The sequence below is a fragment of the Pseudacidovorax intermedius genome (genome assembly GCF_003350475.1).
GTDB lineage: Bacteria > Pseudomonadota > Gammaproteobacteria > Burkholderiales > Burkholderiaceae_C > Xenophilus > Xenophilus intermedius.
This window is the reverse complement of record NZ_QQAV01000001.1, coordinates 995,507-1,011,003: the sequence shown is the minus strand read 5'-3', so window position 1 is coordinate 1,011,003 and position 15,497 is coordinate 995,507. Positions and strand designations below refer to the sequence as shown.

At 71.5% G+C, this 15,497-nt stretch carries 9 protein-coding genes; 4 read left to right on the top strand and 5 right to left on the bottom strand.

What is annotated here, in order from left to right:
* Positions 1-115 precede the first annotated feature (115 nt).
* The gene (fur, locus tag DFR41_RS04440) at positions 116-532 is read left to right on the top strand and encodes a ferric iron uptake transcriptional regulator (RefSeq protein WP_017757961.1); all 417 of its coding nucleotides are present in this window, start codon (positions 116-118) and stop codon (positions 530-532) included.
* 243 nt (positions 533-775) lie between these two features.
* On the opposite strand, the gene hprK is transcribed toward fur, so the two are convergent.
* From hprK to DFR41_RS04420, 4 genes are all read right to left on the bottom strand, one after another.
* Positions 776-1,729, bottom strand: coding sequence for an HPr(Ser) kinase/phosphatase (hprK, locus tag DFR41_RS04435; RefSeq protein WP_043119117.1), 954 nt, complete (start codon positions 1,727-1,729; stop codon positions 776-778).
* Between the two features lie 94 nt (positions 1,730-1,823).
* Positions 1,824-2,291: a PTS sugar transporter subunit IIA gene (locus DFR41_RS04430; protein ID WP_043119112.1), complete on the bottom strand. Its 468-nt coding sequence runs from the start codon at positions 2,289-2,291 to the stop codon at positions 1,824-1,826.
* Positions 2,292-2,435: 144 nt separating this feature from the next.
* Complete coding sequence (gene hpf, locus DFR41_RS04425; protein WP_114801826.1) at positions 2,436-2,765, bottom strand: ribosome hibernation-promoting factor, HPF/YfiA family; 330 nt, start codon at positions 2,763-2,765, stop codon at positions 2,436-2,438.
* A 255-nt stretch (positions 2,766-3,020) separates the two neighbouring features.
* Positions 3,021-5,141, bottom strand: a complete 2,121-nt coding sequence (locus DFR41_RS04420; protein ID WP_114802182.1) for an ATP-dependent helicase — start codon at positions 5,139-5,141, stop codon at positions 3,021-3,023.
* Between the two features lie 249 nt (positions 5,142-5,390).
* Here DFR41_RS04420 and corA point away from each other — a divergent pair, with 249 nt between their 5' ends.
* Positions 5,391-6,377 (top strand): magnesium/cobalt transporter CorA, encoded by a 987-nt coding sequence (corA, locus tag DFR41_RS04415; protein WP_017760771.1) that lies wholly within the window; start codon positions 5,391-5,393, stop codon positions 6,375-6,377.
* 267 nt (positions 6,378-6,644) lie between these two features.
* On the opposite strand, the gene DFR41_RS04410 is transcribed toward corA, so the two are convergent.
* Positions 6,645-7,721, bottom strand: coding sequence for a homocysteine S-methyltransferase family protein (locus tag DFR41_RS04410; protein ID WP_114801825.1), 1,077 nt, complete (start codon positions 7,719-7,721; stop codon positions 6,645-6,647).
* Between the two features lie 63 nt (positions 7,722-7,784).
* Here DFR41_RS04410 and recC point away from each other — a divergent pair, with 63 nt between their 5' ends.
* Positions 7,785-11,393, top strand: coding sequence for an exodeoxyribonuclease V subunit gamma (gene recC / locus DFR41_RS04405; RefSeq protein ID WP_114801824.1), 3,609 nt, complete (start codon positions 7,785-7,787; stop codon positions 11,391-11,393).
* Positions 11,390-15,466, top strand: coding sequence for a UvrD-helicase domain-containing protein (locus DFR41_RS04400; protein WP_211322549.1), 4,077 nt, complete (start codon positions 11,390-11,392; stop codon positions 15,464-15,466). Before recC ends, DFR41_RS04400 begins: the two co-directional genes overlap by 4 nt.
* Positions 15,467-15,497 lie beyond the last annotated feature (31 nt).

Genomic DNA, 15,497 nt, shown 5'->3' with positions numbered 1-15,497 from the left:
GGGAAAAAGCGTGGCGATATGATCCGGGCATTGTAGCGGCCGGCCTCTGCCAGGGCGGCTCCGACCCACAGGCTGCGCGGGCATGCCACCCGCCGCGCCAACGCCGGATTCCACCATGAGCAACATCGAAGAACTCAAGAGCACCGGCCTCAAAGCCACCCTTCCGCGCCTGAAGATTCTGGAGATCTTCCAGACCGGCGGCCAGCGCCACATGACGGCCGAAGACGTGTTCCGCGTGCTGCTGAACGAGCGCTCCGACATCGGCCTGGCCACTGTGTACCGTGTGCTGACCCAGTTCGAGCAGGCCGGCATCCTGGAGCGCAGCCACTTCGAGAGCGGCAAGGCCGTCTACGAACTCAATGAGGGCACGCACCACGACCACCTGGTGTGCACCGTCTGCGGCAAGGTCGAGGAGTTCTACGACGCCGAGATCGAGCGCCGCCAGCAGATGATCGCCAAGGACAAGGGCTGGGAACTGCAGGATCACGCCATGTCGCTCTACGGCGTCTGCAACGACTGCAAGAATCGATAACACCCCCCATGCCGCTTACGCGGCTCCCCCCTCTCTGGCGCCTCCGGCTTGGAGGGGGGCGCACCCAGAGGCCTGGCAAAGCCAGCTCCTCGGGTGCCCTGACATGGCCTGCTCCGCGGCCTTTTGATCAGGGGAAGCAGGAGCCAGCCGATGCCGTCTAAAGACGGCCCGCCTGCCGCTGAACAACGGCTCATCAATGAACGAAGCCCCTTCCGGGGCTTTGTTCATTCGGAGGACTGCGGCTCACGCGCCGCCGTTTTCCATCGCCTTGTGGTGGCGGGCGACGAAGTCGGCATAGGTGTCGATGCCGCGCAACTGCAGGATGGAATTGCGCACGGCGGCTTCGACCAGCACGGCGATGTTGCGGCCGGCCACCACCTGGATGACCACCTTGCGGATCGGCACGCCCAGCACGTCCTGCGTGAGCGGCTCGGCGGGCATGCGCTCGTAGTCGCGCTCGAAGGAGTCGCGCCGCACGAGGTGAACGATGAGCTTGAGCCGCATCTTCCGGCGCACCGCCGTCTCGCCGAAGATGGCCTTGATGTCCAGCAGGCCGATGCCTCGCACCTCCAGCAGGTTCTGCAGCAGGTCGGGACACCGGCCCTCGATGGTGGCCTGGTTGATGCGGAAGAGGTCGACCGCGTCGTCGGCCACCAGGCCGTTGCCACGCGAAATCAGCTCCAGCCCCAGTTCGCTTTTGCCCAGGCCCGATTCGCCGGTGATCATCACGCCCATGCCCAGGATGTCCATGAACACGCCGTGCATCGAGGTGCGTTCGGCGAAGTGCTTGGACAGGTAGGCCCGCAGCACGTCGATGACGAAGGCCGAGGATTCGCGGGTGGCGAAGAGCGGCAGTTGCGCCCGCTCGCAGATGGACAGCAGCTCGTCCGGCGCGGCCTGGCCATCGGCCAGCACCAGCATGGGCGGCTCCAGCGTGACGATGCGGGCCACGCGCCGGGCGCAGTCCTCGGGCGATCCGCGCGTGAGGTACGCGACCTCCCGGGCGCCCATGATCTGCACGCGGTAGGGATGGATGTAGTTCAGATAGCCGACCAGGTCGGCGGCCGAGCGGGCATTGCTGATGACCTCGGGGTCGAACTGCCGCTCCGAGGCGCCGAGGCCCGCCAGCCACTCCCAGCGCAGGGAGCCGCGGAAATCCTCGAACATCGCATCGGCACTGATGACGGTGGGCTTCATGCGGCCATTGTCCACAGAGGCGCACGCCCGTTGGCGCACCCGCGCGACGTCATGAGAAAGCAGGAAAGGGCGCGAACCCCGGGGCGTGCGCCCCTCAGACCACCTGGGCCGAGCGCCAGCCCGCGATCAGGGCATGCAGCTCGCCGGCGTCGGCGCTGCTCTTGATCTTCTCGCGCAGGGGCGCGTCGCTCAGCATCTCGGCGATCTCGGACAGGATTTCCAGATGCTTCTGCGTGGCCGTCTCGGGCACCAGCAGGAAGATGAGCAACGCCACGGGCTGCTCGTCGGGCGCGTCGAAGCCGATGGGATGGGCCAGCTGGAAGACCGCCGCCATCGGCGACTTCAGGCCCTTGATGCGGCCGTGCGGGATGGCCACGCCATGGCCCAGGCCGGTCGAACCGAGTCGCTCGCGGGCGAACAGGCTGTCGGTGATGAGCGCGCGGCCGAGGCCGTGCAGGTTCTCGAACAGCAGGCCCGCTTCCTCGAAAGCACGCTTCTTGCTGGTGGCGTCCACGCTCACGAGCACTTGAGCGGACGGCAGGATGGATGCGAGTCGGTTCATGGTGGGGGGCGAATCGGGGCGCGATTATGCACCCGGGCTAACCCTTGTACCAGACATGGAAAAGCCGCCCACAGGCGGCTTTTCAAGAGGATTTGCCCCGAGCAGACGCCCGGCGGCATGTGCAGGCATGTCGCCTGCGGGACATCACATCAGGCGCTTCGGCGAGGGATGGCCATGGTCCTGGAGACGGTCCTTGTGGCGGACGACTTGGCGGTCGAGCTTGTCCATGAGTTCGTCCACCGCCGCATACAGGTCGGCATGGCTGGACTCGGCGAACATGTCGTTGCCCTTCACGTGGATGTTGCATTCGGCGCGTTGCCGACGTTCCTTTTCCTTCTGCTTCTCCACGGTAAGGATCACCTTGACGTCCACCACGCGGTCGAAGTGCCGCGTGATGCGGTCGAGCTTGGTGGTGACGTAGCTGCGCAGCGAAGGCGTGACGTCGAGGTGATGGCCGCTGATCGTCAAATTCATGAAAAAACCTCCTGGAATTGACGGTTGGGGAAATGGCCGGTTCTTCGAAAGGAAGGCTCCGGCCGGCGGAACTCAAGCGGATGCGCGAGGCAATGCGGGATGTCGGCGGGGACGATGTGCAGGGGTGGGAAGAAGGCGTGTCGGTGCGTTGAATTCACTATGCGCGCGGCGTCATCGAATTGCAATGGAGGAATATTTGAGCGCCGTCAGGAGATGTTCGCGCCGCTGCATCTTCGATAGCGCAGGGGCCCGCATTCAAGAGCCCGGGCGCCAGGCCGCACGCAGACGCTGGCGCAGGTCCAAGACCTCGGGCGGGACAGGGGCATGCGGCACGGCGGGCGGCGGTGGCGGCCAAGTCACGCGGTCGAAATGGCGCAGGTCCGCATCGGGGATGAAGCGGGTGCGGCCGGCGTACAGGTGCCGGTCACCGAAGCGCGACTGCTGCGTCACATGGAAGCGCTGTGGCACCAGCAGGTGCAGGTGCTCGCGGGCGCGGGTCATGGCGACGTAGAGCAGGCGGCGCTCCTCCTCCAACTCGTGCGCGCCCTGCGCCACGTCGGCCGGCATGCAGCCGTCGACCACGTTGAGCACGTGCACCGAATTCCATTCCTGCCCCTTGGCGGAATGAATGGTCGAGAGGATGAGGTAGTCCTCGTCGAGCAGCGGCGGGCCGGGCCGGTCGCTGGTGGCGTCGGGAGGATCGAGGGTCAGCTCGGTCAGGAAGCGCTCGCGCGACGCGTAGCCGCGGGCCAGTTCGGCCAGTTGCTGCAGATCGCCCAGGCGCAGCGGCGCGGCCTCGTAAAGCCGCTCCAGGTGCGGCGCGTACCAGTCGATGGCGACGGCCAGCTCCTGCGGCCAGCCCTCGCTGCCGGCCTTGAGCGCCTGCCAGGCGCGGGCGAAGTCCTGCCAGGCCTCGCGCACCATCGGCGGCGGGACGAAGGCGGCCAGCGCGGCGGCCGGGTCGGCGGCCGCCTGCATGGCGTCCATCAGCCGGCCGGCGGTGGCGGGGCCGATGCCGGGAATCAGCTGCACCGTGCGGAAGCCCGCCAGCCGGCTGCGCGGGTTGTGCACGAAGCGCATCAGCGCGAGCAGGTCCTTGACGTGCGCCGCCTCCAGGAATTTGAGGCCGCCGAACTTCACGAAAGGGATGTTGCGGCGCACCAGTTCCAGCTCCAGCGCGGCGCTGTGGCTGGCCGTGCGAAAGAGCACCGCCTGTCGCTTGAGCGCCAGACCGCCTTCGCGGTGGGCCAGCACGCGGTCGGCCACCCAGGTGGCCTGGTGGGCCTCGTCGGGCACCAGCACCAGCTGCGGCCGGCCGGCGCTGGGGCGGTCGGTCCACAGGCGCTTGGCATGGCGCTCCTGCGCATGGTCCATGACGGCATTGGCGGCGTCGAGGATGGGCGGCGTGCTGCGGTAGTTGCGCTCCAGCATGAGGACGCGCGCAGGCGGATCGAAGGCGGCCGGAAAGTCCAGGATGTTGCGCACGGTCGCGCCGCGGAAGCCGTAGATGGCCTGGGCGTCGTCGCCCACCGCCGTGACGCCGCGGCCGTCGGGCTTGAGGCGGCGCAGGATCTCGTCCTGCAGGCGGTTGGTGTCCTGGTACTCGTCGACCAGGACGTGGTCGAAGCGGGCGCTCACCTGTGCGGCGAGGGCCGGCTCTTCCATCATCGTGGCCCAGGCGAGCAGCAGGTCGTCGAAGTCCAGCGCGTTCTGCTGGGCCTTGGCGTCGACGTAGTCGGCGAAGAGCGCCGGCAGCTGTTCCTGCCATTCGGCGCACCAGGGAAAGGACTGGCGCAGCACCTCGGCCAGCGGCAGCCGGGTGTTGACCACTCGCGAGTAGATCGCCAGGCAGGTGCCCTTGAGCGGAAAGCGTTTGACCGTCTGCGACAGGCCGCGGGCGTGGCGCACCCAGCCCATCAGGTCTTCGGCATCGCCGCGGTCGTGGACGGTGAAGTCCGGGTCCAGCCCGAGCTGGACCGCATGGTCGCGCAGCAGCCGTGCGCCGACACCGTGGAAGGTGCCGGCCCAGGGCAGCGCCGGCAGGCTGCCTTCTGCGAGACCCAGGACGCGGGCGGCGACCAGGCCGGCGCGGCGGGTCAGCTCCTGCGCGGCGCGGCGCGAGAAGGTCAGCAGCAGGATGCGCTGCGGATCGGCGCCCGCCGCCAGCAGGTGGGCGACGCGGTGGGCCAGGGTGCTGGTCTTGCCGGCGCCGGCGCCGGCGATGACCAGCAGGGGCCCGCCCGGTGCCGCGCGCTCGCCGACGCCGTGCAGCACGGCCGCGCGCTGCTCGTCGTTGAGGCCGGCCAGGGCCGCTTCCAGGCGTCCGGCCACGGTGTCGGCGGCGACCGTGGACGCTTCGTTCACAAGGGTGGACATGAAGCCACAAATGTACTGGATGCCCATCCAGACCGCCCCGGAAAATGCCCTGCTGCGGTGCATAATCGCGCCCGCTGCTTTACCGGAGTACCGACCTTGGACACCTCCCCGTCTCGGCAGCTTTCAGCTCCCTTCTGACCTTCGCGTCGCGCGTGCCGGCTGGTGCGCGGGTGGCGGGCTGAAAGCGCCAACCACCCCCTTCCCGCCGCCTTTCGTCCCGCAACGCCTTCGCTTTCAGGGGAGCACGCCATGCTCAACATCTTCACGCTCGCCAACGGCCGCCTCGTCCAGGAGGAAATCGAGTCGCTGGAGGAGCTGTCCCGCTTCCAGCCGATCTGGGTCGACCTGGAGTCGCCCAGCCCGGACGAGAAGCGCTGGGTCAAGCAGTACTACGGCCTGTCCATTCCCGAGGACGTGACCGACGAGGACATCGAGGAATCGGCCCGCTTCTACGAAGAGGACAACGGCGACCTGCATGTGCGCAGCGACTTCTTGATCGCCGACGCCGACGAGCCGCGCAGCGTGCGCGTGGCCTTCATCCTCAACCAGCACAACGCCGAACTGAAGAGCCGCGGCGTGCTGTTCTCGATCCACGACGAGGATGTACCGGTGTTCCGCCTGCTGCGCATGCGCGCCCGCCGGGCACCGGGGCTGATCGAGGACGCCAAGGAAGTGCTGCTCAAGCTCTTCGACGCCGACGCCGAATACTCGGCCGACACGCTCGAAGGCATCTACGACGAGCTGGAAGCCGCCGGCAATCTGGTGCTCAAGGGCAACGTGAGCGACGAGATCGCCGGCGAGGTGCTGGGCCTGATCGCCCGTCAGGAAGACCTGAACGGCCGCATCCGCCGCAACGTGATGGACACCCGCCGCGCGGTGAGCTTCATGATGCGCAGCCGCATGCTCAATGCGGACCAGTTCGAGGAGGCGCGGCAGATCCTGCGCGACATCGAGTCGCTGGACAGCCACACCGCCTTCCTGTTCGACAAGATCAACTTCCTGATGGACGCCACGGTCGGCTTCATCAACATCAACCAGAACAAGATCATCAAGATCTTCTCGGTGGCCAGCGTCGCCCTGCTGCCGCCGACGCTGATCGCCAGCATCTACGGCATGAACTTCAAGTACATGCCGGAGCTGGAGTGGGGCCTCGGGTATCCGTACGTGCTGCTGCTGATGGTGGCCAGCGCCGTTGGGCCGATGCTCTATTTCCGTAAAAGAGGCTGGTTGAAGTAGGCCACCCCCGTGGCGCCTGCGGCGCCTCCCCCTCAAGGGGGCGCGCGCAGCTGCCCGGCGAAGCCGGTTCCGCGAACACACAAGACCACCCCATGGCGCCGATGGCGCCTCCCCTCAAGGGGCGCACCCGGCGACCCGGCAAAGCCGGTTCCGCGGGTGCACGGGCGTGGCCTGCTCCGCGGCCGTTCGAGTCGAGTTGAGCCAAGCCGGTCTGGCGAGCACTGCGCCGTGCTGCGCCAGCGAGTGCGGCTCCGTGTCGTACGTCGCTCAGGCGGCTTCGCTATAGAAGCGCGCGCCCTGCACGCCGCGCGGGGCGACGGGGCCCACGGCCGCGCCGATGGCGGCGATGTGGTCGGGCGTGGTGCCGCAGCAGCCGCCGACGATGTTGACCAGACCTTCGGCCGCGAATTCGTGCACCAGGCGCGAGGTGACGTCGGGCGTCTCGTCGAAGCCCGTCTCGCTCATCGGGTTGGGCAGGCCGGCGTTGGGGTAGCAGCTGATGAAGGTGTCGGTCGCCACGCGGTTGAGTTCCTGCACATAGGGCCGCATCAGCGCGGCGCCCAGGGCGCAGTTCAGGCCCACGGCCAGCGGCCGCGCATGGCGCACGCTGTGCCAGAAGGCGGTGACGGTCTGGCCGCTCAGGATGCGGCCCGAGGCATCGGTGACGGTGCCGCTGATGATGATCGGCAGGCATTCGCCGCTGGCCTCGAAGTACTCGTCGATGGCGAAGAGCGCGGCCTTGGCATTGAGGGTGTCGAAGATGGTCTCGACCAGCAGCACGTCCGAGCCGGCCTCCACCAGCGCAGCCGTCTGCGCGTAGTAGGCGGCGCGCAGCGTCTCGAAGTCGATGTTGCGCGCACCGGGGTCGTTCACGTCGGGGCTGATGCTGGCGGTGCGCGGCGTCGGGCCCAGGGCGCCGGCCACGAAGCGCGGCTTGTCGGGCGTGCTGAACTTGTCGCAGGCCTCGCGCGCCAGTCGGGCGCTGGCCAGGTTCATCTCGCGCGCCAGGTCGGCCATGTCGTAGTCCTCCTGCGCGATGGTGGTGGCGCCGAAGGTGTTGGTCTCGATGAGGTCGGCGCCGGCCGCCAGGTAGCCCTCGTGGATGTCGCGGATGACGTCGGGGCGGGTGATGGACAGCAGCTCGTTGTTGCCCTTCACGTCCTTGTGGAAGTCCTTGAAGCGTTCGCCCACGGCGCCGGGGCCGCTGTAGCCCTCGCCGCGGTACTGCGCCTCGCTGAGCTTGAAGCGCTGGATCATGGTGCCCATCGCCCCGTCGAGGATGGCAATGCGCTGGGCCAGGATGGCGGGCAGCTGCTGGGCGCGGGTGTAGGTGGGCAGATTCATGGGGGCGCGATTGTAAAAACCCGCGCCTGCCCCGGCCGCTAACATGGCCGGCCGCTGCCCGCCATGACCGATTCCCTCGCCACGCCCCCTCTGCAGCCCGGCCTGATGGTCCTGCACGGCAACCGGCCGGAAGACCTGCGGCAGCTGCTCGTGGCCTGGCTGGCGCGGCATCCGCTCGCGCCGCTGGAGGACGAGGTGGTGCTGGTGCAGAGCAACGGCATCGCCCAGTGGCTCAAGCTGGCGCTGGCGGCCGATCCGGCGCGCGGCGGCCTGGGCATCACGGCGGCCTTCGACGTGCAACTGCCGGCGCAGTTCCTGTGGCGCGCCTACCGTGCGGTTCTCGGCGCAGACACGGTGCCCGAGCGCTCGCCGCTCGATGAGGCGCCGCTCGCCTGGCGGCTGATGCGCCTGCTGCCTGCGCTCACCGCCCGCGCGGCCGAGACCGATCCGCGCTTCGCGCCGCTGGCGCGCTTCCTGGCCCACGACCCCGACCTGCGCAAGTGCCATCAGCTGGCACTGCGCCTGGCCGACCTGTTCGACCAGTACCAGGTCTACCGCGCCGACTGGCTGCAGGACTGGGCGGCGGGCCGCGACCAGCTGCAGACGCTGCGCGGCGGCACCCGCCCGCTGCCAGAGGACCAGCAGTGGCAGGCCCGCCTGTGGCGCGCCCTGCTGGAGGACCTGGGCACGGCCGTACAGGCCGACGCCGCGCAGGGCCTGGCGGGCAGCCGTGCCGGCGTGCATCAGCGCTTCATCGACGCCCTGGCCGCGCATGACGGCCCGCCGCCGGCCGGCCTGCCACGGCGGGTGATCGTCTTCGGCATCTCCGCCCTGCCTGCGCAGACGCTGCAGGCCCTGGCCGCGCTGGCGCGGCATGCGCAGGTGATGCTCTTCGTGCACAACCCCTGCCGCCACCACTGGACCGACATCGTGGCCGACCAGGACCTGCTGCGCGGCGCCTACCGCCGCCAGGCGCGCCGCCCCGGCATGCCCGCCGTGCTGGACGAGGCCGCGCTGCACCAGCATGCCCATCCGCTGCTGGCCGCCTGGGGCAAGCAGGGCCGCGACTACCTGCACCTGATCGACGGCTTCGACGAGCCCGACCGCTACCGCGGCGCCTGGGCCGGCATCGGCAGCGGCCGCATCGACCTGTTCAGCGACGACACACCGCCCGCGCACAGCCTGCTGCGCCAGCTGCAGGACGACATCCTCGAACTGCGACCGCTGGCCGAGACCCGCGCCCGCTGGCCCGCCGTCGACCCGGCGCGCGACATCTCGCTGCGCTTCCACACCGCCCATTCGCCACAGCGCGAGGTGGAGGTGCTGCACGACCAGCTCCTCGCCCGCTTCGACGCCGACCCCACGCTGCAGCCGCGCGACGTGATCGTGATGCTGCCGGACGTGGACAGCTACGCGCCCCACATCGAGGCCGTCTTCGGCCGGCTCACGCGCAGCGACCCGCGGCACATTCCCTTCACCGTCGCCGACCAGGGCCAGCGCAGGCGCGAGCCGCTGCTGGTGGCCCTCGAAGCGCTGCTGGCCCTGCCCGACAGCCGCTTCGCCGCCAGCGACGTGCTGGACCTGCTCGAAGTGCAGGCCGTGCGCGAGCGCTTCGGCCTGGCCGAGGACGACCTGCCCGTGCTCAAGCGCTGGATCGAAGGCGCCGGCGTGCGCTGGGGCCTGGATGCCGACCAGCGCACGCAGCAGGGCTTGGGCGCCGCGGGCGAAGCCAACAGCTGGCGCTTCGGCCTGCAGCGCATGCTGCTGGGCTATGCCGCTGGCGACGGCGAGGCCTTCGACGGCATCGCCCCCTTCGACGAGGTGGGCGGGCTGGACGCCGCCGCCCTCGGCCCGCTCGCGGCACTGCTGCGCGCCATGGAAGTCACGCTGGACACACTGGCCCAGGACGCCACGCCCACCGTCTGGGCCGAGCGCCTGCGCGCGCTGCTGCAGCGCTTCTTCGCGCCCGCCACGCCGCGCGAGCAGGTGCGCGTGCAGGAGCTGCTGCAGGGCCTGGACCGCTGGCTGGACGACTGCGCCGCCGCCGGCTTCGACCAGGACCTGCCGCTGTCGGTGGTGCGCGAGACCTGGCTCGGCCAGCTGGGCGGCGGCGGGCTGGCGCAGCGCTTCCTGTCGGGCGGCGTCAGCTTCTGCACGCTGATGCCGATGCGCGCCATTCCCTTCCGCATCGTCTGCCTGCTGGGCATGAACGACGGCGACTTCCCGCGCCCCGTCATGCGCGCCGACTTCGACCTGATGCGGGACGACTGGCGCCCCGGCGACCGTTCGCGCCGCGACGACGACCGCTACCTGCTGCTCGAAGCCCTGCTGTCCGCGCGCGAGCAGCTCTACCTGAGCTGGGTGGGCCGCGACGTGCGCGACCACAGCGCCCGCGCGCCCAGCGTGCTGGTGGGCCAGCTGCGCGACCACCTCGCCGCCGGCTGGCGCCTGGCCGGCCGCGAGGACGAGCGCGACGCGCTGCTGACGGCGCTGACCACCGAACACCCGCTGCAGCCCTTCAGTCCCCGCTACTTCGCGCCCGATGCGCCGCGCGCCCCTGCCGTGGACGGCCTCTACACCTATGGCCACGAATGGCAGGCGGCCCAGTCCGCGCAGCCGCCCGGCCGCGCCGACGCGCCGCTGCCCGCCTGGCAGCCCGAGGAGCCCATCGCCCTGCGCCCGCTGGAGGACTTCCTGGCCCAGCCCATCGAGGCCTTCTTCGCCCAGCGCCTGCATGTGCGCTTCGGCCCCGGCGCCGACGGCAGCGAGGACGTGCTCGACGACGAGCTCTTCGCCCTCGGCGGCCTGGAGAACTGGGCGCTGGAGCAGCAGCTGCGCCAGACCCTGCAGCCCTGGTGCGACGACCAGCCCAGCCCGACCGCCGCCCGCGCGGCGCTGAGTTCGACGCTGGCGCAGCAGGTCGACCGGTTGGCGAGCGAAGGCCGGCTGCCGCTGCAGGCCTTCGGCCAGCTCGCGGGCCAGGGCCTGCAGCAGCGCGTGGCCCGCACCTTCGAGCATTACCTCAAGGCCTGCGAGGCCTGGCCCGAGGTCGAGGCCGAGCCGGTGCTGCTGCACTGGCGGCATGCGGACAGCGGGGTAGCGATCGAAGACGCACTGCCGCCGCGGCGGCTGCCGGCCAGTGCAGAGGCCGACGCCGCCACCGCCGAGCCCGCACGCCTCGTGCTGGCCCAGGGCCGCCTGCACAAGGGCAAGGAACTCGCCTGGCACCACGTCGTCCGCCACTGGCCCGCGCACCTGGCGCTCAATTGGGCCGCCGGGCCCACGCGCACCGTGCTCGTCAGCGAATCGGGCACGCTGGTGCTGGCGGCGCTGACCCGGGCCGATGCCGACGACGCACTGGGCCAGCTCGTCCAGGCCTGGCTCGCCGGCCTGCGCCAGCCACTGCCGCTGGCCTGCCGCACCGGCTTCGCCGCGCTGGCCGAGGACATGGCCGGCAACGCCGCCCGCATGGCCTACGACGGTGGCATGCAGCGCCAGGGCGAGGGCGAGCGGCCCGCCCTGGCCCGCGCCTATCCCGACTTCGCCGCCCTCGCCGCCGCCCGCAACGACGACGGCCGTGGCCTGCTCGACTGGGCCCAGGCGCTGTACGGCCCCTTGTGGCGCAGCGTGCCCGCCGCCCGCCGCGGCGCCACGAACGAGGCCGAGTCGTGAACACCGCCCTCCCCGCCGTCCAAGCGCTGGACCCGCTGCGCTTCCCGCTGCACGGCCTGCGCCTCATCGAGGCCAGCGCCGGCACCGGCAAGACCTACACCATCGCCCTGCTCTACCTACGCCTAGTGCTGGGCCATGGCAGGCCTGGCAGCGCCTTCAGCCGGCCGCTCACGCCGCCCGAGATCCTGGTCGTGACCTTCACCGAGGCCGCCACGCAGGAGCTGCGCGAGCGCATCCGCGCCCGGCTGGACGAGGCCGCGCGCGTCTTCGCCGGCGAGGCCGAGGCACCCGCCGGCGATGCCCTCGCCGCACTCCTGGACGACACCCCGCCCGACGCCCGCCCCGCTTGCGCCCACCGCCTGCGCGTGGCCGCGCAGTGGATGGACGAATCGGCCATCGCCACCATCCACGGCTGGGCCTGGCGCATGCTGCGCGAGCACGCCATGGGCAGCGGCAGCCTGTTCGCCCAGACCCTGCAGACCGACCTGCAGGCGCTGCAGCAGCAGGTGCTGCACGACCACTGGCGGCGCCACTACTACCCGCTGGACGCCGCCGCCTCGCGCGCGCTGCTGGGCTGCTTTGCGAACCCCGAGGCGCTGTGGCAGGCCGTGCGCCCGCTGCTGGCTCAGGGCGATGCGCAACTGCGCCTGCAGGGCAGCGCCTTCGACGGCGAGGCCGACGCGCTGGACGCCCTGCGCCAGCTGGGCCGCAGCATGGCCGAGGCCGACGACCTGCAGGAGCAGGCCCGCGCCGCCTGGCGCGCCGACCGCGCCGCGCTGGAGCGGCTGTGGCACGCCGCCCGCCCGCAGCTCAACGGCAACAGCTACCGTGGCAAGGACGACGACGCCACCTTCGACGGCTGGCTGCAGGCCCTGGCCGACTGGAGCGCTGGCGCCGAGGCGCCCGACCACATCGCCCGCTTCGGCCGCGAAGGCGCCAAGCTCAGGAAGGGCCAGGCCCTGCCCGATCATCCCGCGCTGGACGCCATCGACGCCTGGCAGCAGGCGCAGGTCGCGGCCCAGCCCGCGGGCCTGCGTGCGCACCTGGCCGTGCATGCCGCCCGCACCCTGCGCGAGGCCCTGGCGGCCGAGAAGCTGCGCCGTGCCGAGCTGGGCTTCGACGACCTGCTGCTGCAGCTGGACCGCGCCCTGGCCAGCCCCGGTGGCGCGGCGCTGGCGGCATGCATCCGCACCCGCTTTCCGCTGGCGCTGATCGACGAGTTCCAGGACACGGACCCGGTGCAGTACCGCATCTTCCGGCGCATCTATGGCGAAGCGGGGGATGCTGGCCACGACACAAGCGGCACAGGCGACGGCAACGACATCCGCCCCGCCCCCGCGCGCGGCACCACCGGCCTGATCCTCATCGGCGACCCCAAGCAGGCCATCTACGCCTTCCGCGGCGCCGACATCCGCACCTACCTGCGCGCCCGGCGCGACACGGCCGCGCAGGCCGATGCGGCGGACGGCGCCATCTACGCGCTGGACACCAACTTCCGCTCCACGGCCGCCGTGGTGCAGGCCGTCAACCGCGTCTTCGAGCAGGCGAGCCGCCATCCGCGCGGCGCCTTCCGCTTCGCGCGTGAAGACGGCGACCCGGTGCCCTTCGTGCCCGTGCGCGCCCGCGGCCGGAGCGAGACGCTGTGGCTCGAAGGCGCGCCCGCCCCGGCCCTCACCCTCTGGTCGCAGGAACCCGAGCCCGAAGCCGGCCGCGACAGCGTGGGCACCGCCGACTACCGCGCGCAGATGGCCGAGGTCTTCGCCAGCGCCGCCGTGCGCTGGCTGGCCGACACCGGCAAGGGCCGCAGCGGCTTCCGTCAGCCCGATGGCCGCTGGCAGCCGCTGCGGCCGGCCGACATCGCCGTGCTGGTGCGCAGCGGCACCGAGGCCGCCGCCATCCGCGGCGCGCTGGCCGCGCGCGGGCTGCGCAGCGTCTACCTGTCGGACCGCGAATCGGTCTTCGCCACGCCCGAGGCCGAGGACCTGCTGCGCTGGCTGCGCGCCGCCGCGGAGCCGGGCGACGACCGGTTGCTGCGCACCGCCCTGGCCAGCCGCAGCCTGGGCCTGCCGCTGGCCGGGCTGGCCCGGCTGGAAGAGGACGAACTCGCCTGGGAAGAGACCGCCCTGCGCTGGCAGTCCTTCAACGCCTGCTGGCTGCGCCATGGCGTGCTGCCGATGGTGCATGCGCTGCTGCATGCCTACGACCTGCCCGCGCGCTGGCTGGCGGCGTCGGCCGATGCGCCTCCCGCAATGCCTCCCGCAGCGCCTGACGGCCTCGCGCCTGATCTGCCCGACGCGCTCGTGGACGCCCCGGCGGGTGCTGCGGCCCTGGGCGGCGAGCGCCGGCTCACCAACATGCTGCACCTGGCCGAGTGGCTGCAGCGCCGCGCCGTCGACCTGGACGGCCCGCATGCCCTGATCCGCGCCCTGGCCCAGCGCCTGGCCGAGCCCGGCGGCGAGGAAGAGATCCTGCGTCTGGAAAGCGATGCCGCCCTGCTCAAGGTGGTGACCATCCACAAGTCCAAGGGCCTGGAATACCCGCTGGTGCTGCTGCCCTTCATCGCCGCCTGGCGGGAGGAGAAGGCTTCGGCCGCCAAGGCCATCGGCTTCCATGATGCCGAGGCCGATGCCCGCGTGATCGAGCTGGACGGCAAGCATGAAGAGGCCGCCGCCCTCGCCGACGAGGAGCGGCTGGCCGAGGACATGCGGCTGCTCTACGTGGCGCTGACCCGCGCCCGGCATGCGCTGTGGCTCGGTGTAGCGCCGCTCGCCGCCGGCAGCGGCAAGAGGGTGGCGCTGGACCGGGGCGCGCTCGGCCAGGTGCTGGGCGCGGGTGCGGCCATCGACAGCCTGGCCGGCTACCGGGCGGCGCTGCAGGCACTGGCGGACGATGCGGGCGACGCCGCAGCGGCGCGCGCCGCGACGACGGCAGCCGGGGCGGCCTCCGCGTCAGGGGCCGACGGCGCATCCGGGGCAGCCCGGACAGCCACGCCATCCGATGCATCGGCCGCGGCTGGCGCGCCTGCCGCATCCAGCCCGCCCATCCTCGTCATCGAACCCGCGCCCTCCCCCGACGCCCGCGTCTGGCACCCGCCCGCCCCGCCCCCGCCCGGCGCCGCCCGCACGCCGCTGCGCCACGGCCATGCGCCGTGGTGGATCGCCAGCTATTCCGCGCTGGTGCAGCAACTGGGCGGCGGCGGTGCCGTGGCCCAGGACGCGCCGGCGCCCAGCGCCGAGCCCGAGGACGCCCGCCAGGACCAGGCCCTGGAAGAAGCCATCGCCCCCGCCGACGTCGCGCCGGAGGAGCGCCCCGCCACCGCCCCGCGTGGCGGCAGCTGGCATGCCTTCCCGCAGGGCGCCGAGGCCGGCAGCTTCCTGCACGGCCTGCTCGACTGGTGCGCGCAGCAGGGCTTCGCCCGCGTCCTCGAAACCCCCGAGGCCCTGCGGGATCTGGTCGCCCGCCGCTGCACTGTGCGCGGCTGGGAGGCCTGGATCGAGCCGCTGTGCGACTGGCTGCCCCGCTGGCTGCGCACGCCCTGGCCCCTGCCCGATGCCGTGCCCGCCACGCTGGCCGGCCTGAGGCAGCCGAAGTCCGAGATGGAGTTCTGGATGCCGGTGCACCGCGCCGATGCGCGCAGCATCGACGCGGTGGTCCAGGCGCACATCCTGCCCGGGATGAACCGCCCGCCCCTGCCGCCCACGCAGCTGGCCGGCATGCTCAAGGGCTTCATGGACCTGGTCTTCGAACACGACGGCCGCTGGTGGGTGGCCGACTACAAGTCCAACTGGCTGGGCCCGGACGACGCGGCCTATGACGATGCGGCGATTCAGGCCTCGCTGCTGGCCCATCGCTACGACGTGCAGGCCGCGCTCTACAGCCTGGCGCTGCACCGCCTGCTGCGCAGCCGCCTGCCCGGCTACGACCCCGACACGCATCTGGGCGGCGCCCTCACCGTCTACCTGCGCGGTGCCGATGCGCCGGGCCACGGCATCTGGGCCGTGCGGCCGCCCCGCGAACTGATCGAGGCGCTGGATGCCCTGCTGCGCGGCCCCGAGGAAGGCGAGATCGAATGAGCCAGCGCGCAAACCACCCCTCCCGTCGCGC